We start from the raw sequence: 19,317 nt of genomic DNA on the forward strand, positions 1-19,317 counted from the left end.
GGCCATCGTCGGCTACCCCGGGGTAAGGCGGTGGCCGGGCGAGCGCAGCGAGCATTCCGGAGTGCTGCCGCGGAACGATTTCTGGAATGCTTGTCTTCGCCGGAAATGACGCCGAGGAGATGGCGGTCCAACCGGATCACCTCGGGAAACTTATCCTTCAGGCCGTCGTTTAATTGCGGCTGAGGAGACGCCATGCCGATCAAGGACCAGATCAAAAATCTCGCCAAGAAGTTCGTTGAGGATCACCCCGACGCGGCAACGCTGCGGGCGCTCGTGCGGGCTCGGAAGCCGACAGCCATCCGTTTCCAGGACGATGGCATCGTGCCGAATAACCCGCATTTTCCCGTCTTGCTCTATCGCGGCGGGGTGAACCTGAAGACCCGGCGTTTTGCTCCAGAGGTCATCATCGACACGCTGTTCGATCGTCACGGCTGGGGCCGCTCTTGGCGCGATACGGTTTATGACTTTGTCCACTATCATTCGCAGATCCACGAAGTGATGGGCGTGGCACGCGGCACGGCCAGGATCGAGTGCGGCGGGATCAAGGGGCGAATCCTGAGCGTGAAGGCCGGAGATGTTCTGGTCCTTCCCGCAGGCACCGGACACCGACTGATCGAGTCCAGCCGGGACTTCCTGGTCGTCGGAGCGTATCCGCAGGAGGGGACGTATGACGAGTGCACCGACACGCGAGAGCGTCCTGACGCCAGCAAACGCGTCGCCAAGGTCCGCAAGCCGAAGACCGATCCCGTGCTGGGTGCCGGCGGCCCGTTGCTCAAATCATGGCGGATAAAGCCATCGCGATCGTGAGGCGGGGGATCGCTTTTGCTGTGCCGGTTCGAATGTCGTTCGTTGGAACGCCGCCCGTCTTTGTCAGGTCAGATAATCCGGCGTGAAATCCGCGAGCGCGCGGAGCTCGTCGGGTTGCAACAGCTCGATCTCGCTTCCCTCCCAGGCAATCAATCGGCGCCCTCTCAGCTCCTGGATGGTGCGATTGACGTGGACGATCGACAGTCCGCAGGCATCGGCGACGTGCCGCTGCGTCATCGGCATCTGGAAGCGGCCGTTCTTGACGAGGCCCACGACCTCCAGCCTTGCGGCGAGCTCGCAGATCAGATGGGCCACCTTCGGCAGTGCCGCCTGTGCGCCGAGGCGCGCGATCCATTGTCGCGAGATCGCCGCATCGATCAGCGTCTCGCGCCAGAACGCGCAGGTCAGGTGAATGGAGCCGTCGAGCAGCTGCTTGAGTTGGCTGTGTGCGACGTAGCCGACGAGGGAAGGGCCAAGACCGACGAGGTCCGCATCCATCGGCGAGACCAGCAGCGTGTGGAGGCACGGCATGTCGCCGGGAACGTGGAAGGCGAGGATCTGGCTGCGATCGCCGACGATGCGCGCCTGATAGAGGAAGCCGCTGACGACGAAAACGCAGCGAGAGGTATCTTCACCCTGGCGCAGCAGGGTCTCGCCGTCGGAGACCTGGCGCAGCGTGGACGGCAGAGCCGCGATCTGGCGGCGTTCGTCGTCGGAGAGGCCTTCAATCGCCTGGAGATGTGCGATGAACTTGGGGTGCGGCATGGAGAGGAGGAGGTGTTTCAGTCGTCACCCGGCATCGCCGGCTCGAGCAGGCATCGTGAGAGTTTGGCGATGGTCCAATCGGACACGGGAACCGCCTGGAACTCGCGGATGGCGCGCGCAAGCTCCTGATCCGACATCGGCCGCGCCGGCTCCTTCAGCGCGCCTCGCTGGAAGGCAGCGCTGATACTGTCCAGGTGCTCGCCCGACTCCGATGCGAACAGGTGGCGAATGCGCTTCAGGATCGTCGTAGAGCTCATGCGAATGGCGGGCGCAGTCAGCGATCGAGGGACGGTGGGCTGCGACTAAGTAATGTCGAAGACCGGTAGCAACCTGTGCTTCCGACCCGCGTTCTAGTCCGCTGGATACGGGCCAGATGTATCATTTGATCGAACCGGCAGGATTTTTGGCGGGACACATGGAAAAAGCGCATGACGTGCTGATCCGGAACTTGGGCGAGCACACCGCGCTCGCCCAGGAGGATGTCGCCGAAATTCGCGGGCTGACCTTTGTGCAGCGCGAGTTCGCGCCGAACGAGGATTTCATCCGTCAAGGTGACGAACCCGAGCATTCGGCGCTGGTCGTCTCCGGCATGATCGCGCGCTACCATTTGCTCGACAGCGGCCGGCGGCAATACCTCGCGTTCCATCTGTCCGGCGACCTGCCGGACTCCCAGGGCTTGTTCATCGACCAGATGGACCATGGCCTCTGCGCCCTCGGGCCTGCCTCGGTGGCCTTCATCCCGCATCGCGAATTGTTCATTGCCTTCCGGCGACGGCCGACCTTCGCACTGTCGGTTTGGCGCGAGACCCTGCTCGATGCCGCGATCTTTCGCGAGGCCATCACCAACAACAGCGCCCGGCCGATGCACGCACGCATGGCACACCTGTTCTGCGAGCTGTTCTACCGCGCCCGCGCAGCGCAGCTCGTCCGCGGCAATCGCTGCCGCCTGCCGCTCAGCCTGGCGCAGCTCGGCGAGACCTTGGGTATGGCGATCGCGACGGTGAACCGGACGCTCGCCGACCTCAGGCGGAGCGGGACCATGGACATGCACGACGGCGAGCTCATCGTCATGAAATGGCGCGAATTGCAGCGGCTCGGAGGCTTCAGTCCGACCTATCTGCACTTGAAGCGCCAATCGCCGCCGCATGCGTGAGACCTAAAGCTAACCGTCCGCGGCCGTGCGTCCCATCACCTCGTCAAAGTGCTTCTTCACCCAGTCGTTGCAGGAGCAGGCTCTGGCTTCGAGCGCCGGCGCATCTAGGATCAGGATGGCGCCGCGGCGTGTCGCGAGGATCCGCCTGGCCTTGAACATCTGGATGACGCGGCTGGCATAGCTGCGGGACACGCCGAGCATGCCGGCCAGCTGCTCATGGGTGAGGGGGATCTCGGGGCCGCCGACGTGCTCCTGCGCGGAGATGATCCACTTGGCGGCGCGCTGCTCGATCGAATGCGCGGCATTGCAGGCCGCGGTCTGGAGCAGCTGCGCGAACTGGCAGTCGGCGTAGCGAGAGAAGATTTGCAGAAGCGTGGCCGACCTCTGCTGGGCCTGCTCGAGCACGCGCGGCGGCAGCCGCAGCAGGGTGCCGCCCAGCTTCACGACGATGCGCGAATAGGCCAGCGAGGCGCTGCGGCCGGCGGCAATGCTCACCGCGCCCTCGCGCCCGACCAGCAGGCTTTCGACCTCGCGATCGTCCTCGACCGGCACGGCGAACGACACGAGCGTGGAGCGGCAGGGAAAATGGACCGCCGCCACCTCGTCGCCGGCATGATAAAGGATGTGGCCCGCCTCGAGTTCGACCGGCTGGAGGTGCGGCGCGAGCAGTTCGAAATCCGGGCGGCTGAGCTGCTGGAGAAGATCGTTCTGGGGCCGACCGGTCACATGTCTTGCTCTGGCCGGGAATCGGCACCGGCCAGAACCCTACGTTTCCGTGACGGAGCCGACGGTTCCAAAGTGCACACAAGGCGTTTTTCAGCCGTTGAAAAATGGCCTCCGGCTTGCGGAATTCCAGAAAGTTTTGGCGAGGCATGGGACGAGGCAATGGCGCAGCCGAACCCAGCGGCCTTCAACATTGCGAGCTCTGTGCAGGAGTGCACACAGCAGGGGCGCGGCTCCAGCGTAGCGCGCTCGTCGCGGAGCGCCGCAGCCCGTGCGCTCTGCCCGACGGACCGCCGGCCTATACCTCAACGCCGCCGGGCCGGCGGGCCCGAGGGCGGCCGGGATGTTCATCACCCGAAGTTCGTCACCCGAAGCGTGCTTCGCAATCGTGCGCGGGCCGGCCTTTTTCCGCGTGGGCGCGATAGGCATCGATCGCCCTGTTGGCGAGCATCAGTTGCCGGCGCTCGCCGGTCCTGAGCTGGGCCTCAATGGCGTCGAGCAGGACGTTCGCCGTCTCGTCCGGGGAGCCGAGCTCTCCGCTCTGCTCCAGGAAACTCCAGGCGATGAAGAATGCGTTCTCGACGGTGCAGCGAATGGACATGGCTGCCAACGCGGCGCGGCCGTTGCCGTTCCGCGGGACAGACGAATGCTTTGAATTGGCGCGCGTGCCCGCTACTTCAGCGAGCTGCCGATCGAGGTGAACTTCTTGTTCAGCGTCGCGCCGAGATTGTTGACGACGGCGATGATCGCAAGCGCAATGCCGGCGGCGATCAGGCCGTACTCGATCGCTGTGGCGCCGGACTCGTCGGCGAGGAAGCGGCGGATCGTCTGCATGGTTGCCAGAAATCCAAAAAGAGAGCTGGCGAGGACCGTATTCTGCAGAGAGCGGGTTCCCCAATTTGGAACACGGGTCTGCGTCAGTTTCTAGTTCTTGAGCACGATGCGGCCGACGACCTTGCCGGCGCGAAGCTCGTCGATCCATGTTTGGACGTCGGCCATCGGCTCCTCGCGCATCGGCGTCGGCTTGATCTTGCCGGCGCGGGCGAGCGCCATCAGCTCGTGAGCCTCGGTGAGTGTGCCGACCATGAAGCCCTCGATGGTCATGCGCTTGTAGACCCATTGCACCATCGGCAACGTGAACTGCCCCCCCATCAGGCCGGAGACCACGATCTTGCCGCCGCGCGCGGCGACGGCGACCGCGAAAGCCATGGACTTCTCGTTGCCCGCGAAGTCGACGATCTCGTCGAAGCCGCCATCGGTTTCCTTGAGGATGCGCTTGACCACGTCGGGCTCGGCCGGATCGTAGGCCACCGCCGCGCCGTTCTTCAGCGCGGTTTCGCGCGCGGCACCGCTGAGGTCGGCGACCGTGATCGGCTGCTTGAACATGGCCGCCGCGAAGGAAAGGCCCATCATGCCGACACCGCCGAGGCCGATCAGCAGGAGGTTGCGCTGGCGCGGCCCGTCGACCAGGCGCTTGAGCGCGCCGTAGGCGGTGACGCCGGAGCACATCAGCGTCGCGGCCTGGTTGACGGGCAGGGGATCGTAGTCGAGCAGATATTTCGCGTCGGGCACCAGCACGTGGGTAGCGAAGCCGCCGTCGATGGAGACGCCGAGAAAGCGCTGTCTGGCGCAGAGATTCTCGTCGCCATTGGCGCAGTCGCGACACTGGCCGCAACCGATCCACGGAAACACCGCCTTCTTGCTGCCGACGAGACCGGCGAATACCTCGGGGCCGACTTCCTCGACCACGCCCGCGATCTCGTGGCCGAGCGTGAAGGGCAGCGTCATGCCGCGCGTGGTGTCGAGCTTCTTGCCGCCGCCGAGATCGGCGTAGCCGTCCTGGATGTGCAGATCGGAGTGGCAGAGGCCGCAACGCTCGATCCGCACCAGCACCTCTCGACCTTGCGGCTTCGGCGTCTCGACGATGGTCTCGCACAGCGGCGCATCGAACTTGACGAGGGACTGCCGACGCATCAACGCCATATTTCTTCCTCCGAAATTATCTCTCTGTTTCGCTGCGTATATTGGCCAATTCACGGGCCATGGCAACAAAGCCGGAAATCGGAACGGTCTCCGCGCGCCGCGTCGCATCGACGCCGGCAGCTGCGGCGAGCCGCGCGGGATCGGCGCCGAGCGCCTTCAGGCTTTGCCGCAGCATCTTGCGGCGCTGGCCGAAGGCGGCGGCCGCGACCTGTTCGAGCAGCTTGCGATCGCAGGCGAGAGGCGTTTCGCGCGGGATCAGTCGCACAACGGAAGACGTAACCTTCGGCGGCGGCACGAAGGCGGACGGCGCGATGTCGAACAGGATCTTGGTCTCGCAGCGCCAATTGGCGAGCACGCCGAGTCGGCCGAAGGCCTCTTCGTCCTCGCGCGCCACGATGCGCTCGCCGACCTCGCGCTGGAACATCAGGACCATCATTTCGTACCAGGGCGGCCAGGGTTCGGTGGTGAGCCAGCCGACGAGGAGGTGGGTCGCGATGTTGTAGGGCAGGTTGGCGACGATTTTTGCTCTTTCGCCTGATAGCAGCGGGCGCGGGTCGAAGGTCATGGCGTCGCCATGGACGATCTCGAGACGGCCGGGATAGCGCGCAGCAATATCCTGCAAGGCAGGGATCGCGCGCTCGTCATGCTCGATGGCGATGACGCGTCTGGCGCCGAGCGCGAGCAGGGCGCGCGTCAGCCCGCCCGGGCCGGGGCCGATCTCGATGATGGTGGAATCCTCGAGTGGAGCCGCCGCACGCGCGATGCGCGCGGTGAGATTGAGGTCGAGGAGGAAGTTCTGGCCGAGCGATTTGCGCGCCGACAAGGCGTGCTGGCGAATGACCTCGCGAAGCGGCGGGAGGTCATCGATCGTGCTCATCGGGTTTTCGCAGCCGCCATCCGGCTCGCAAGCCTCAACGCGGCGATCAGGCTTGCCGGATTGGCCTTGCCGGTGCCGGCGATGTCGAAGGCGGTGCCGTGGTCGGGCGAGGTGCGGATGAAGGGCAGTCCGAGCGTGACGTTGACCGCGTCATCGAAGGCCACAGTCTTGATCGGGATCAGCGCCTGGTCGTGGTACATGCAGACGGCGCAGTCATAGCTGTTTCGCGCGGCTTCGTGGAACATGGTGTCGGCGGGGAGCGGTCCCTTCGCCTCGATACCGTCGCCCCGCAACGTCTTGATCGCCGGCGCGATCACGGTCTGCTCCTCGTGGCCGAGCGAGCCGTCCTCGCCCGCGTGCGGATTGAGGCCGGAAATCGCGATGCGCGGATTCGCGATGCCGAAGCGGGATTTGAGTTCGGTCGCGACGATGCGCACGGTCGAGACGATCAGCTCGCTGGTGAGCTGGGCCAGTGCATCGCGCAAGGAGACGTGGATGGTCACGGGCACTACGGCGAGCCGCGGCGACCACAGCATCATCACCGGCTGCGGCGTGGGGCCGTCTTCCGCGGCGAGCTCTGCGAGGAATTCGGTATGGCCGGGATGGCGGAAGCCGGCACGATAGAGCACGCTCTTGGCAATCGGATTGGTGACAACGGCGCCGGCGCGGCCCTCGCGGACATCCGTGACCGCCTGGCGGATCGAGGCGAGCGCGGCCGGCGCGCTCGATGCGTCGGGCTTGCCGGGCGCGGCGCTCGCGGGCTCGCCGGACGCAACCACGGGCAGGGCCTCGGGGAAGGCGGCCTCGGCCTCGCCGGTGGTCACCGAAGCGATCCTGACGGCAGCGCCGAGCGCCTTGGCGCGGCGGGCGATCAGCGCCTCGTCGCCGAGCAGATAGAAGGCGGGCAGGTCCAGTTCGCGGCGCTTGAGCCAGGCTGCGATGGTGATGTCGGGGCCGATGCCGGCAGGCTCTCCCAGCGTCAGGGCGAGGGGCTTGGCAGGCTGCTTGGCCATCAGCGGTTGCGATACTCGATCATCGCCGCCTTGCGGAGCTCCTCGAGATAGGTCTTCTGGGTCTTCTCGTACTTCTCCTGATACATCTTCTCGCGGACCTCGCGCTTCTTCGGCGTGTCGATCATGGTCGGCTTGCGCGAGCACAGCACCACCATCTCGATGCCTGCCTTGGTCGTCTCGGGCGCGGTCAGGTGGCCGATCGGCGTGTCGTCGAGCACCTTACGCAGCGCCTCGGGTAATTCAGCGGTGGTCTTGGTGACGACGTCGCGGATGGTGGCGTTCGGCGTGGAGCGGAACAGCGAATTGGCTTCTTCGCAGCTTCCGACGCGCGAGCGATACTGCTCGGCTTCCTTATGCCGTGTCTCCAGGAACGCCGGCGACGAGCCCCGTGGCACGATCAGCACGATCGGCTGCATCTTGTATTCGGTGCCCTCGATCTGCAGCTTGTCGCCGGTCTGGGCCTGCACGGCCTGCGCGACGTCCTTCTCGCCGACCAGCAGCTTCTCCTTGAAGCGGCCGCGCACGAGGCTGGTCCAGACCATCTCGGCCTTCATGCGGCTCTTCAGGGTTTCGGGGCGGACGCCCTTGACCTCGAGCGACTTGGTGAGCTGGTCCGGCGAGATGCGCATGCGCTGCGCCATGCCCTCGTAGGACTGGTTGATGTCGGAGACGCCGGGGTCGACACCATATTTCTTGCCTTCCTTCATCTTCACCCGGTCGTCGATCAGCTCGTTGATGACGTCCTGGCGGGCCGGTGTCTTCTGCGTCGTCAGCTGGTCGAGCTTGGAGCGCTGCTCGATGTCGAAGTCGGTGATGGGATCGCCGTTGACCATCAAGACGATGTTCTGCGCACGCAACGGCGCGCCGGCCAGCAGCAGGGCGGCGAGGATGAGGAAGAGGCGGAAGACAGGCAATGGGATCGTCATATTTGTCGCTCGCATGTCAGCCGAGGTGAACCTGCGATCGGGAACACGCGGCCGGCACCTTCAAACCGTTCACTGGAGTCCGCCGCCGGAACTGCTGGTGGTCGCTGTGTTCGCCAGCGTGCGCAGGCCGATCTGGAACATGATCGCGTGGTTCAGCACGGGCGGGGTCGAGCCTGCGGAATAGCTATACGCAGTTACATAGTTCAAGCCGAGCACAAAACAATCGTCGACGTAGCCGGCACCGAGCACATACTGGTTGATCTTGTTGGCCTCAAGGTCCCAGCGCGCCGAGCCCGTGACCACCCAATTGGCCGCGAGCTTGATCGAGCCTGACGTCAGGATGCCCTCGCGGCGGGTTAGATAGCCGAGTTCCGGCTGCGCCGCGTAATTGCCGTACAGCATGCTGACTGACCAGCGGTTGAAGTTGGCGCGGCCTTCCGCCTCGAAGCGCTGCACGTTCCAGGTCTGCTCGTCCATGCGCGAGCGAACGCTGAACGTATAGGTGCTGTTGGGCGAATAGGCGGCGCTCGCCACATAGTCGGAGCGCGGCCTTTGCAGGCCGGAATCCACGCCGGTATTGATGGAGTCCTGGACCGCGAAGGAGTTCATGCCGAACAGCTGGTAGGACTGGCCGAACAGCGTCTTGATGGCTCCGCCCCTGTCGAACTGCGTGGTGGACTGCACGCCGACATTGGCGCGGCCGCCGCCCTCGACACGGTCGTAGCCGGAGAACTTGTCGACGCTGAACAGGTTCGAGGCGTCGAACACCATGCTCTGCGCGTCCTCGTTGGGGAGCTTGCCGGCATAGGTCTCGTTCGGCCGGATGATGATCTGCGCGATCGGCTCGATGGTGGTCGAACCCCAGGGCTGAACGTTGATGAAGGGGTAGCGGTATTCGAGGCCCACGGTCGGCATCAGGCGGAGCGCCTGGGTATCGCCGACGGGCAAATAGTTCGACACGCCCGGCTGGTTGGAGACCGAGGAGTTGATCGCGTCGGCGCGGAGAATGGCGAACGGCGTCCAGATTTCACCGAACGGATCGGTGAAGGACTTGCGCCACTGCGCTTCCGCCGTCAGGCGGGTGTAGGTACCCGGGAAGCCGCGCAGCAGGCACTGCGACGGCGTACGCGCGAGCGGATCGGCCGACACCGTCGTGCACAGGCTGTTGGTGTTGGCGAGCGTCGTGATCGGATCGAACACCGCGGTGTCACGCGACAGGTTCACGAAATTGGTCTTGTAGCTGAACTCGCCGCCGAAGACTGGATAGTTCAGCACGTTCGAGTAGTCGATCACGGGGTAGACGACCGGCACCTGGTTCTGGTTGCCCGAGTAACTCAGCCAGTACATCGTGCGCGCGTCGAAGAAGCTGCGATTGCCGACACCGGTCAGGTAAAGCTGCGAGAGTGCATCCGTCGGCAGATACAGGAACGAGCCCAGCGGATCGCGATATTGCGACAACCGATAGTCCGAGAAGAAATAATAGTCGGACATCAGGACACCGTCCCAACCCCAGACCCATTTGTCGTTCAGCGCGAACTGACCCTTGGTGTCGACGGCGCCGCGGAACTGCTTGTCGCCGGGCTGGCCAGCGAGCGCGCTCCGATCGAGCTGGTCGATGCCGTAGACGCGGATCTGATAGGCGCCGTCCATCAGGCGCTGGCGAAATTCGGCCTGGAACAGCACGCCCTGCCTGGACGTGATGCGCGGGTTGAAGGTGGCGTCCATGTCGGGCGCGATCGCCCAGTAGAACGGAACCTCGACGCCGTAGCCGAACGGCGTATTCGACGTGAAGCCCGGCATCAGGAAGCCGGTCTTGCGCTTCACGGTCGGGTCGGGCGTCGAGAAATAGGGCATATAGGCGATCGGCACGCCGAAGAATTCGAGCTGCGCCGTCTCGAAATACAGCATCTTCTCCTGCTGGTCGTGGATGATGCGCGCACCCTTGACCTGCCAGAGCGGCGGCTTCTTCGGATCGTCCTTGCACGGCGCGCAGGCCGTGTAGACGCCGTTCTCGAACACCGTGTAGTTGCCGCTGGAGCGATCGGAGCGGCTCGCCGCCATGCGGGTCTGGTCGGCCGTATCAACGCGCAGCGAATCGACGAAGCCGTCACGGTAGTCGTCGGACAGGTCCAGGATCTCGGCATAGGTGATCTTGCCGTCGGCATCCGTCATACGGATGTTGCCTTCGGCATGGAGCCGCTTGGTCTTCTGGTCGTAGATGACCTTGTCGGCCTCGACGCTGGTGCCGTTGTAGAACAGCTGGACGTTACCGACCGCGGAGACGCGCGAATTGTTGTAGTCGTAATCGACCTCGGTCGCCTGAACCAGCATCTGGTTGTCGTTGACGGCCTTCGGCGGCTTCGCACGCGGCGGCAGCGGATTGTAGGTGAAGCTCTGGGCGGAGGCCGGCGTCACGGCGGCAACGTCCATCACGCCACCGAGCGATGCCACGGCGGCGACAGCAAGCAGGAATCTGCGAATGGACAAGCCACACCCGTTCGCGCGCACCAATGTGCGCCGCGTCAAACGAGACACGGGCCCTCGGTGGACGGCCGTCACTATCCGTCCTCCTGATACAGCAAGGCCAAAAAGCCGGTGAGGCCGCCCACCACCACGGGCAACCACGCCGCAGCGATCGGATGCATCAACTCAGCCTTGCTCAAATCTTCAGTCACTTTCGACAGAACGTAGAGCAGAAAGCCTGCGCCCACGCCACTCAAAACCATCTTCTGCACGCCGCCCATCCGGAAGAAGCGCAACGACACGGAGGCCGCGAGCATCACCATGGCTGCAAGCAAAAACGGCTGTGCCAGAAGCTTCTGATACTGGAGTCGGTATCCGGCTGTCGCGAAGCCCGAGCTTTCGGATGAGCGGATGTAGCTCGGTAGTTGCCAAAAGGACACAGTCTCGGGTGTGGAAAAGCTGTTGCGGACCTGGGCCTCGGTCAGCGTGGTCGGAATCTCCAGGCTGGCCTGATCGACCGGCGGCGAATCCAGCGAGAAGCGGCGGACGCCCTTGAACAGCCAACGGCCGGCCTCGAGCGTCGCCTCGCGCGCCTCGACCCGTTCCTTGAAGTGCTGCTCTGTGTCAAACCGGAACAGCGTGAGTCCGGTGAGCCGGATACCCTGCTGCTCGCTGCGCGCCGCATTGATGATCGTCTCGCCGTCGCTGGTCTTCTGGTTGAGCCAGAAGCCGGAGGCGTCCTGAATGCCGCCGCCGGGCGCCGAGCCGAACAGCTCGGCTTCCATGCGCTTGGACAGCTCGCGCAGATTGGCCGACATCGGATTGTAGGCGACGGTGGCGATCACGCCGATCAGGAGCGCGCTGCCGAGCGCCGGCGAGATGAATTGCCATGCGGAGACGCCGGCGGCGCGCGCGACGACGAGCTCGAGCCGGCGGGAGAGGGCGAGATAGCAGGTCATGGCGCCGATCAGCATGCAGAACGGCGTCAGCTTCTCCAAAAGCTGCGGCACGCGGAACAGCGAGGTCTCGGCCACCATGACTGCGGAGGCGGATGCGAGCCCTGAGGTCTTGCGCACCATCTCGATGTAATCGACCAGCACCAGCAGCAGGAAAATGCCGGCGAACACGCCGAGCGCCGCGACCACGAAACGGCCGGCGAAATAGCGCCCGAGTGTGTTGGTGAGCATGCTCATGCGGTGGCCGGCCGTCCGAACAGCCGCGCGATCCGCGCGTTCGACCTGTTGATGGCCTCCATGAGGCGCGGCGGCGGTTCGACCACAAGGCCGCCAATGATGATCGCCAGCCCGACGCCGATGGCACCAACGACCATGGCATATTGGACCAGCACCGCGCCCGGCGATTTCACCGCCATCACCGAGCAGGCGAAGCCGGCCATGCGCAGGCCGAACACGGCAAGGATCGAGGAGCCGATCGAGAAATTGCGGCTCTGGCGCGTGGTGCGAGGCGCACCCAGAAACGCAAAGGTCAGCACGGCAAAGGCGAAGGGATAGATCGGCGCCAGCAGGCTGTCATGCAGGGCCGAGCGGAACTGGCCGGGAATCTGCTTGTAGACGGGATCGTCCTCGGACGGCGAGAGCAACTCCCAGAGATAACGCTCGCGGATGCCGAGGGTGACGTCGCGGCCCTGGCCCGAGAACTTGGACATGTCGAAGCCGTAGCGGCCGAACGCCACCAGCGCGGGATCGCGCTTGCCGGCCTCGAAACGCTGGAGATTGCCAGTCTCCAGCACCAGGAACGATCCGGTCTCGTTCTTCACGACTTCGCCGTGCTCGGCGACGATCGAGACCCGCTCGTTCGGATCGCGGCGGTCGTCGATGAAGATGCCGGCGAGGATGCCGCCGGGCTGGCGTTCGCGAATCCGGATCGTCAGGTTCTTGTCGAGCTGGGCGAAGCGGCCGGGCTGCAGGATGTTGGTGAGCACGTCGGCGGTGATCTCGGCGTCCCACTGCTTGATCCGCCGCATGCCGTCGGGAGCGAGATAGGCCGCGATGAAGGCGACCAGCAGCGCCACCACGCAGGTGGCGTAGAAGAACGGATAGAACAGCCGGAACGGCGAGAAGCCGGCGGCATTCATCACGATGATCTCGGAATCGGTCGCGAGCTTGTTCAGCGTATGCGAGATCGCGATCATCAGCGCGATCGGCGAGATAATCAGGACCAGCGCGGGCACGACGAGGCTGGTGATCCCGAGGAAGGTCAGGATGGTCTGACCCTGGCTCGTCATCAGGTCAATGCCGCGCAACGCCTGCGTAATCCAGATCACGCCCGTGAGGCTGACCAGGACCAGCGCAAACGACGCGAGCGTCGTGCGGAAGATATACCTATCGATTGACCCCATGCGCTACCGCACGAATCCCACCAAGTCCCCAATGCCGGCCGGAATTCCGGCTGTCCAACCAATCCCCGCAAGGGGATCCCCAAGGTCGGCCAACCATCTCATCCGCCGGCTTACTCTCTCAGTACCATCCCTTTGATCCGTCAACAAAATGGCTGCCCCGTGGCACCCTCAATATATGGTTAATATTTCCCTCGTTGTGGCCCCTCGGCCACGGGGAGTGCTTGGCATCTGCCGGGCCGGTGGCCCATAGTGCGGGACGCTCAGTGAATCGCCGTTCAGCTCCGGCCCGTGGCCGGGACCGCCGATCGGTAAAAAGCGCAATGTTTTTGAGGAGTTACTCATGTCCGATGCCATTAAGGTCGGCTTCGTTCCATTGTCTGCCGCCGCCCGTGGCGTCATGGTCGTGTTCTGCGACGACAGCCTGAAGCTCGGCCCGGCGACCGCCAAGGCGCTCGGCGGGGCCACCGAACTCGTGAAGCGGGCGGCCACCGCCGCCGCTTTCAAGGGCAAAAGCGGCGCGGCGCTCGACATCCTTGCGCCCGAAGGCGTGAAGGCCACCCGCCTGATCGTGATCGGTGCCGGCAAGGCGGCCGGCCTGAAGGCGAACGACTTCCCCAAATTCGGCGGCGTGGCGGCGAGCAAGCTTCCGGCCGGGGCGGCGGCCATGACCATCATGGCGGAGCTTCCAAACGGCGCCATGACCAGCGAGCAGGCGGTCGCGATCGCCTCGGGCCTGCGGCTGCGCACCTACAAGTTCGACCGCTACAAGACCAAGAAGAAGGACGGCGAGGAGGGCGGCACGCGCGCCGACGTCTCGTTTGCGGTCGGCGACGTGGTCGCCGCGAAGAAGGCGTTTACATCGGCGGCTGCGATCGTGGACGGCGTGATCATTGCGCGCGACCTCGTCAACGAGCCGCCGAACGTGCTTTTTCCCGAGGAGTTCGCGCGCCGCGCAGGCCTGCTCCGCAAGCTCGGCGTCAAGATCGAGGTGCTCGACGTCAAGGCGATGGACAAGCTCGGCATGGGCGCGCTGCTCGGCGTCGGCCAGGGCTCCGCGCGGCCGAGCCGCACCGTCATCATGCGTTGGGACGGCGGCAAGAAGGGTGAGGCGCCGGTTGCCTTCGTCGGCAAGGGCGTCTGCTTCGACACCGGCGGCATTTCGATCAAGCCGGCCGGCAGCATGGAGGACATGAAGGGCGACATGGGAGGCGCTGCCTGCGTCGTCGGCCTGATGCATGCGCTCGCGGCCCGCAAAGCCAAGGTCAACGTCGTCGGCGCCATCGGCCTGGTCGAGAACATGCCGGACGGCAACGCGCAGCGCCCGGGCGACATCGTCACCTCGATGTCGGGCCAGACCATCGAGATCATTAACACCGACGCGGAAGGCCGCCTGGTGCTTGCCGATGTGCTCTGGTACGTCGCCAAGAAAACCAAGCCGAAATTCATGGTGGATCTGGCGACGTTGACCGGCGCCATCGTGGTCGCGCTCGGCACCGAGCATGCCGGCATGTTCTCCAACAATGACGAGCTTGCCGAGCGGCTGCTGGCGGCCGGCATCGAGAGCGGCGAGAAGGTCTGGCGCCTGCCGCTTGGCCCCGAATACGACAAGCTGATCGATTCCCAGTTCGCCGACATGAAGAACACCGGCGGCCGCCATGGCGGCTCGATCACCGCGGCACAGTTCCTCCAGCGCTTCGTGGACGGCACGCCCTGGGCGCATCTCGACATCGCTGGGACCGCCATGGGCGCGCCGAAGACCGACATCAATCAGAGCTGGGGAAGCGGTTACGGAGTTCGCTTGCTCGACCGTCTGGTCGCCGACCATTACGAGCGCAAATGACCCGAGATGACTGAAGTCCTTTTCTACCATCTGCAAAACATGACGGTGGAGAACGTGTTGCCGCCGCTTCTCGAGAAATCGCTCGAGCGCGGCTGGCGCGTCGTGGTGCAGTCGAATTCGCCGGAGCGCGCCGATGCGCTCGACGCTCATTTGTGGACCTATCGCGACGATTCCTTCCTGCCGCACGCGACATGGCGGGTGAGCGACGCCGCCGATCAGCCGATCGTGCTGGCGGTCGAGGAGGACAATCCGAACGGTGCCAATGTCCGCTTTCTCATCGACAACGCCGCGGTGCCGCAGGACGCGCAGGGCTATGAGCGCATGGTGCTGCTGTTCGATGGCGACGATCCGGACGCGCTTGCGTTCGCCCGCAGCGCCTGGACGGATTGCAAGGCGCGGGGATTTGATGTCACTTATTGGCAGGCTGACGAGCGGGGCCGGTGGCAGAAGCGGAATTAGCGGTCGCTCGCAATTAATGATAATTTGCACTTTTCGGGTGATGATGGCTTTTGTCACCTTCGTGCCGCAAAGTGATGTTGCTACAATTGCTTAGGGCCGATCCTTCACTCGGGGATTTTAGTTTATCGTGCGACATCAAAAGCTTCCCAGCTCGCTCATAATTGCGTTGGCGGCCGTAGCCCCGCTGGTTGCGGGCTGTTCGGGCGGGACCGATCTGTTGTCCAGGGATGCCCAGTGGTTCAACACGCCCAGCCGCCTGTTCATCAAAAGCATCTCGATTGAGTCGCCGCCGCTGACCCCCGACAAGCCGGTTGGGGCCGAGGATCTGGTCAGCGCCGACGGGGCTTGTGCCGGCATGGCGCCGCCGCCCGGGCCGGCTGATGCGAATGCGTCGACGACCGCGCCGGCTCCCATGGGCGGCACCGTCGCGCTCGGCCACACCGAATGCGATGTGGTGCGCGGCATCGGCGCGCCCTCGAGCGTCAACCTCTCCGGTGATGCCGCCGGCAGGCGCGTTGCGGTCGTGACCTGGACGACCGGTCCGCGCGCTGGCATCTATACCTTCACGGCCGGTCGCCTGTCCTCGATCGAGGGCACGCCGGAGGCGCCGGTCATGCCGAAGGCGACCAAGCCGAAGCCGAAGAAGAAGTCGGCGTAACACGGGTCGACCTTTTGGCCTGAAGCTGGTTGCGGCTGTCGATGCGATCAGCCGCGCACTCCTATCCCCATCATCAAGCGGCTTTGCATTCCTTGATCGCGGTGGCCGAGGCGTGAACCGTGATCTCTCCCGTTCGCGCTCGCCGGCGATCTTGTTCGCGAGTTTCGACATCGCGGATGCCGACCTTCGCCCAAAGTGCCTTCATTGCCTCGAGCTGCGTTCTTCCGCGCGCGTTGAAAATCACGGGGGCGTTACGCGTGATCCGTGATCAGGCGGTTCGTGATGAGCAAGCCTTCGCATCCGCTGTCGGAAACTGCCCCGAAGCAAAACTGGAGGAAATCTCCAGAATAATCACGCGCGTCTCAAGCAACGGTTCAAGAATGTCATGTGCGCGAATGCTACGCGTCGAAGGGAGGGGCTAGGTCGGAAGGATCATTTGGATGTCCATTACCTCTGTGTTTTCCCCGGTTACGGGGCAACTCATCATTTTCGGCGACAGCGCGAATAACGGCCTCGTGATAAGTCGCGACAAGTCCGGCCGCATCCTGGTTGATAACGGGCACGTGAAAACGGTTGGTGGCGAACCCACGGTCGACAACACCACCGCGATCGACATCTTCGGTCAAGGCGGTGACGACACGATCACCGTCGACGAATGCCACGGACCGATGCCGGCGGTGCACATCTTCGGCGGCGACGGCAATGACAGGATCACGGGCGGCTCGGGAGCCGACCTCCTGTTTGGTCAGGCCGGCAACGATTTGATCAAGGGCGGCGGCGGCAACGATCTGCTGTTCGGCGGAGCGGGTAACGACGTCCTGGACGGCGGCAGCGGCGACAACCAGCTGTTCGGCGAGGCCGGCGACGACGTCATGATCTGGAATCCCGGCGGCGGCACCAACCTGTTCGAAGGTGGTGAGGGCAACGATACGGCTCAGGTCAACGGAAACAACGCCGCCGAGACGTTCACAATCAGGGCGAACGGCACCCGCGTGCGGCTCGACGGGACGGGCGCGGCGCCGTTTTCGCTCGACATCGGCACGACTGAAAATCTCGTCTTGCACAGCGGCGGCGGCGACGATGTCATCACCGCGGGCAATGGGCTCGGCAGCCTGATCTCGCTGACGCTCGATGGCGGCGCCGGCAACGACCGGATCATCGGCGGCGACGGCAACGACCTCATCATCGGCGGCAGCGGCGACGACATCGTCAATGGCGGACGCGGCAACGACGTCGCCCAGCTCGGGAGTGGCGACGACACTTTCATCTGGAATCCCGGTGACGGCAGCGACACGGTCGAGGGCGGCTCGGGCAGCGACAAGCTGCTTTTCAATGGCGCCAACATCAACGAGACCATCAACATCTCGGCCAATGGCGGCCGGGTGCGCTTCACCCGCGATGTCGCCAACATCACGATGGATCTCAACAGCGTCGAGCAGATCGAATTCGATGCGCGCGGCGGCGCCGACAACATCACCGTCGGCGACCTCACCCGGACCGGCGTCAAGCAGGTGCTGGTTGATCTCGGAGCCGTTCCGGGAGGGACGCAAGGCGACGGCGCTGCTGATACGGTGACCGTCAACGGCAGCAACGGCAATCAGCACATCGAGGTCACAGCCGCGGGCACAACGGTCACGGTCACGGGGCTGCCGGAGGTCGTGACGATCGCAAATGCAGAGGCCGGCAACGACCGGCTGGTCGTGCAGGCGCTCGGCGGCAACGACGTGATCGATGCATCCACGCTCGGCGCGGCGATCGGGCTGACCATCGACGGCGGTGCGGGCAACGACACCATCACCGGCAGCCAGGGAGCCGACACCCTGATCGGCGGCGACGGCAACGACAAGGTCATCGGCGGCCGCGGCAATGACGTCGCGCTTCTCGGCGCAGGCGACGACATCTTCACGTGGAATCCCGGTGACGGCAGCGACACTGTCGAAGGCGGCACGGGAACCGATACGCTGGTGTTCAACGGCGCCAATGTGGCCGAGACCATGTCGATCTCGGCGAACGGAAGCCGTGCGCTACTCACCCGTGACGTCGGTGCTATCGTCATGGACCTCGCCGGCGTCGAGCACGTGCAGATCGCGGCGGCAGGCGGCGCCGACAACATCACCGTCAACGATCTGACCGGGACAGGAATCACGCAGGTTGCCATCGACCTCAGTGCCGGCCCCGGCAGCCAGAGCGGCGATGCCGCGGCGGACCGCGTGACCGCGAACGGCACGACCGGTGACGACAACATATCGGTCGTGACCGCCGGCGGATCGATCGTGGTCAACGGCCTCGCTGCGCAGGTGACGATTGCGCATGCGGACGCCGGTGATGTGCTCGGCATCAACGGCGGCCAAGGCAATGATGTCATCGATGCGTCTTCCATCAAGGCGGGACAGTTGTTCAGCCTCAACATCAATGGCGGCGACGGCAACGACACCATCACAGGCAGTGCCGGCAATGACATTGTGAACGGCGGACGCGGCAACGATTTCGCCAATCTCGGTGCGGGCGACGACACCTTCGTCTGGAACCCCGGCGACGGCAGCGATACCGTCGAAGGCGGGAAGGGCACCGACACTCTGGCATTCAACGGCGCCAATATCAGCGAGAACATCAACATCTCGGCCAATGGCGGCCGGGTGCTGTTCACGCGAGATGTTGCCGCCATTGCGATGGACCTGAACGGGGTCGAACATGTCGACTTCAATGCTCTCGGCGGTGCCGACAACATTACGGTCGGTGACCTCTCCGGCACCGGCGTCAGCCAGGTCGACCTCGATCTCGGCGCCAATGACGGCGCCGCGGATACCGTGACCATCAACGCAACTGGCGGCAACGACGTCATCACGGTGACCGAGCACGACGGCATCATCACGGTGTCGGGGCTTGGCCAGGACATCAACATTACCGATGCCGGCGCGGGCGACAGGATCGTCATCAACGGTCTCGATGGCGACGACGTCATCACGGCCTCCGGTCTGCACGGCGGCATCCAGCTCGTTGCCAATGGCGGCAACGGCGACGACGTGCTGATCGGCAGCCCCGGCAACGACACGCTGGCAGGTGGTGCCGGTGATGACGTGCTGATCGGCGGCGGGGGCCTCGACGGCGGCACCGGCAACAACGTCGTCATCCAGGGCGGTGCGTTCGCGGCCGCGATGCTGCTCAACCAGGCCATGGCGGCCAGCTTCGTCCCGGCAGGTGAGGGGAACGGCGAGATGCCGCTGCCCGATCCGCACGCGATGCAGAACCAGGTGCTCGCACCGCCGCAGCACGCCTGAAGCCGACTGCATC

General features: G+C 64.7%; 18 protein-coding genes. 6 read left to right on the plus strand and 12 right to left on the minus strand.

Going from position 1 to position 19,317, the window contains the following annotated elements; genetic code table 11:
* Positions 1-192 precede the first annotated feature (192 nt).
* On the plus strand, positions 193-807 hold the full coding sequence (locus IVB42_RS38775; protein WP_247396288.1) for a cupin: 615 nt from the start codon (positions 193-195) through the stop codon (positions 805-807).
* 63 nt (positions 808-870) lie between these two features.
* Here IVB42_RS38775 and IVB42_RS38780 read toward each other — a convergent pair whose 3' ends face one another.
* Both IVB42_RS38780 and IVB42_RS38785 read right to left on the minus strand, forming a co-directional pair.
* Positions 871-1,572 (minus strand): Crp/Fnr family transcriptional regulator, encoded by a 702-nt coding sequence (locus IVB42_RS38780; protein WP_247396287.1) that lies wholly within the window; start codon positions 1,570-1,572, stop codon positions 871-873.
* Between the two features lie 17 nt (positions 1,573-1,589).
* Positions 1,590-1,829 (minus strand): hypothetical protein, encoded by a 240-nt coding sequence (locus IVB42_RS38785; protein ID WP_247396285.1) that lies wholly within the window; start codon positions 1,827-1,829, stop codon positions 1,590-1,592.
* A gap of 158 nt (positions 1,830-1,987) precedes the next feature.
* On the opposite strand from IVB42_RS38785, the gene IVB42_RS38790 reads away from it, so the two are divergent.
* The gene (locus IVB42_RS38790) at positions 1,988-2,725 is read left to right on the plus strand and encodes a Crp/Fnr family transcriptional regulator (RefSeq protein ID WP_018459103.1); all 738 of its coding nucleotides are present in this window, start codon (positions 1,988-1,990) and stop codon (positions 2,723-2,725) included.
* A gap of 9 nt (positions 2,726-2,734) precedes the next feature.
* Here IVB42_RS38790 and IVB42_RS38795 read toward each other — a convergent pair whose 3' ends face one another.
* The 10 genes from IVB42_RS38795 to lptF all read right to left on the minus strand — a co-directional run bounded on the left by IVB42_RS38795 (position 2,735) and on the right by lptF (position 13,069).
* A complete protein-coding gene (locus tag IVB42_RS38795) occupies positions 2,735-3,451 on the minus strand; it encodes a Crp/Fnr family transcriptional regulator (protein ID WP_247391398.1) in 717 nt (238 codons plus the stop codon).
* 361 nt (positions 3,452-3,812) lie between these two features.
* Positions 3,813-4,049 carry a hypothetical protein gene (locus IVB42_RS38800; protein WP_018459101.1) on the minus strand — a complete coding sequence of 79 codons (237 nt, stop codon included), beginning with the start codon at positions 4,047-4,049 and terminating at the stop codon, positions 3,813-3,815.
* Positions 4,050-4,120: 71 nt separating this feature from the next.
* Complete coding sequence (locus IVB42_RS38805) at positions 4,121-4,282, minus strand: Flp family type IVb pilin (RefSeq protein WP_018459100.1); 162 nt, start codon at positions 4,280-4,282, stop codon at positions 4,121-4,123.
* 90 nt (positions 4,283-4,372) lie between these two features.
* A complete protein-coding gene (locus IVB42_RS38810; RefSeq protein WP_247396281.1) occupies positions 4,373-5,431 on the minus strand; it encodes an alcohol dehydrogenase in 1,059 nt (352 codons plus the stop codon).
* 16 nt (positions 5,432-5,447) lie between these two features.
* A complete protein-coding gene (gene rsmA / locus IVB42_RS38815) occupies positions 5,448-6,308 on the minus strand; it encodes a 16S rRNA (adenine(1518)-N(6)/adenine(1519)-N(6))-dimethyltransferase RsmA (protein WP_018459098.1) in 861 nt (286 codons plus the stop codon).
* Positions 6,305-7,321, minus strand: coding sequence for a 4-hydroxythreonine-4-phosphate dehydrogenase PdxA (gene pdxA, locus IVB42_RS38820; protein WP_085352922.1), 1,017 nt, complete (start codon positions 7,319-7,321; stop codon positions 6,305-6,307). Before pdxA ends, rsmA begins: the two co-directional genes overlap by 4 nt.
* Complete coding sequence (locus IVB42_RS38825) at positions 7,321-8,247, minus strand: SurA N- domain family protein (RefSeq protein WP_026233734.1); 927 nt, start codon at positions 8,245-8,247, stop codon at positions 7,321-7,323. The genes pdxA and IVB42_RS38825 overlap by 1 nt, the downstream gene beginning before the upstream one ends.
* Before the next feature lie 69 nt (positions 8,248-8,316).
* Positions 8,317-10,806: an LPS-assembly protein LptD gene (locus IVB42_RS38830; RefSeq protein WP_026233733.1), complete on the minus strand. Its 2,490-nt coding sequence runs from the start codon at positions 10,804-10,806 to the stop codon at positions 8,317-8,319.
* Positions 10,806-11,903 carry an LPS export ABC transporter permease LptG gene (lptG, locus tag IVB42_RS38835; protein WP_018459094.1) on the minus strand — a complete coding sequence of 366 codons (1,098 nt, stop codon included), beginning with the start codon at positions 11,901-11,903 and terminating at the stop codon, positions 10,806-10,808. The genes IVB42_RS38830 and lptG overlap by 1 nt, the downstream gene beginning before the upstream one ends.
* The gene (gene lptF / locus IVB42_RS38840; RefSeq protein ID WP_247396279.1) at positions 11,900-13,069 is read right to left on the minus strand and encodes an LPS export ABC transporter permease LptF; all 1,170 of its coding nucleotides are present in this window, start codon (positions 13,067-13,069) and stop codon (positions 11,900-11,902) included. The genes lptG and lptF overlap by 4 nt, the downstream gene beginning before the upstream one ends.
* Positions 13,070-13,409: 340 nt before the next feature.
* Here lptF and IVB42_RS38845 point away from each other — a divergent pair, with 340 nt between their 5' ends.
* The 4 genes from IVB42_RS38845 (at position 13,410) to IVB42_RS38860 (ending at position 19,304) form a co-directional block, all read left to right on the plus strand.
* On the plus strand, positions 13,410-14,909 hold the full coding sequence (locus IVB42_RS38845) for a leucyl aminopeptidase (RefSeq protein ID WP_247472110.1): 1,500 nt from the start codon (positions 13,410-13,412) through the stop codon (positions 14,907-14,909).
* Between the two features lie 6 nt (positions 14,910-14,915).
* Entirely contained in the window at positions 14,916-15,368 is a 453-nt protein-coding gene (locus IVB42_RS38850) for a DNA polymerase III subunit chi (RefSeq protein WP_247396278.1), read from the plus strand.
* A 166-nt stretch (positions 15,369-15,534) separates the two neighbouring features.
* On the plus strand, positions 15,535-16,026 hold the full coding sequence (locus IVB42_RS38855) for a hypothetical protein (RefSeq protein ID WP_018459090.1): 492 nt from the start codon (positions 15,535-15,537) through the stop codon (positions 16,024-16,026).
* A gap of 440 nt (positions 16,027-16,466) precedes the next feature.
* Positions 16,467-19,304, plus strand: coding sequence for a calcium-binding protein (locus IVB42_RS38860; RefSeq protein WP_247396277.1), 2,838 nt, complete (start codon positions 16,467-16,469; stop codon positions 19,302-19,304).
* Positions 19,305-19,317 lie beyond the last annotated feature (13 nt).

This window comes from Bradyrhizobium sp. 45 (genome assembly GCF_023073155.1).
GTDB classification, from domain to species: Bacteria; Pseudomonadota; Alphaproteobacteria; order Rhizobiales; family Xanthobacteraceae; genus Bradyrhizobium; species Bradyrhizobium canariense_D.

Bases quoted from the DNA above. Each gene is read 5' to 3' on its own strand.
- IVB42_RS38775 (WP_247396288.1), top strand. From the start codon at position 193: ATGCCGATCAAGGACCAGATCAAAAATCTCGCCAAGAAGTTCGTTGAG.
- IVB42_RS38780 (WP_247396287.1), bottom strand. From the start codon at position 1,572: ATGCCGCACCCCAAGTTCATCGCACATCTCCAGGCGATTGAAGGCCTC.
- IVB42_RS38785 (WP_247396285.1), bottom strand. From the start codon at position 1,829: ATGAGCTCTACGACGATCCTGAAGCGCATTCGCCACCTGTTCGCATCG.
- IVB42_RS38790 (WP_018459103.1), top strand. From the start codon at position 1,988: ATGGAAAAAGCGCATGACGTGCTGATCCGGAACTTGGGCGAGCACACC.
- IVB42_RS38800 (WP_018459101.1), bottom strand. From the start codon at position 4,049: ATGTCCATTCGCTGCACCGTCGAGAACGCATTCTTCATCGCCTGGAGT.
- IVB42_RS38805 (WP_018459100.1), bottom strand. From the start codon at position 4,282: ATGCAGACGATCCGCCGCTTCCTCGCCGACGAGTCCGGCGCCACAGCG.
- IVB42_RS38810 (WP_247396281.1), bottom strand. From the start codon at position 5,431: ATGGCGTTGATGCGTCGGCAGTCCCTCGTCAAGTTCGATGCGCCGCTG.
- rsmA (WP_018459098.1), bottom strand. From the start codon at position 6,308: ATGAGCACGATCGATGACCTCCCGCCGCTTCGCGAGGTCATTCGCCAG.
- pdxA (WP_085352922.1), bottom strand. From the start codon at position 7,321: ATGGCCAAGCAGCCTGCCAAGCCCCTCGCCCTGACGCTGGGAGAGCCT.
- IVB42_RS38825 (WP_026233734.1), bottom strand. From the start codon at position 8,247: ATGACGATCCCATTGCCTGTCTTCCGCCTCTTCCTCATCCTCGCCGCC.
- lptG (WP_018459094.1), bottom strand. From the start codon at position 11,903: ATGAGCATGCTCACCAACACACTCGGGCGCTATTTCGCCGGCCGTTTC.
- lptF (WP_247396279.1), bottom strand. From the start codon at position 13,069: ATGGGGTCAATCGATAGGTATATCTTCCGCACGACGCTCGCGTCGTTT.
- IVB42_RS38845 (WP_247472110.1), top strand. From the start codon at position 13,410: ATGTCCGATGCCATTAAGGTCGGCTTCGTTCCATTGTCTGCCGCCGCC.
- IVB42_RS38850 (WP_247396278.1), top strand. From the start codon at position 14,916: ATGACTGAAGTCCTTTTCTACCATCTGCAAAACATGACGGTGGAGAAC.
- IVB42_RS38860 (WP_247396277.1), top strand. From the start codon at position 16,467: ATGTCCATTACCTCTGTGTTTTCCCCGGTTACGGGGCAACTCATCATT.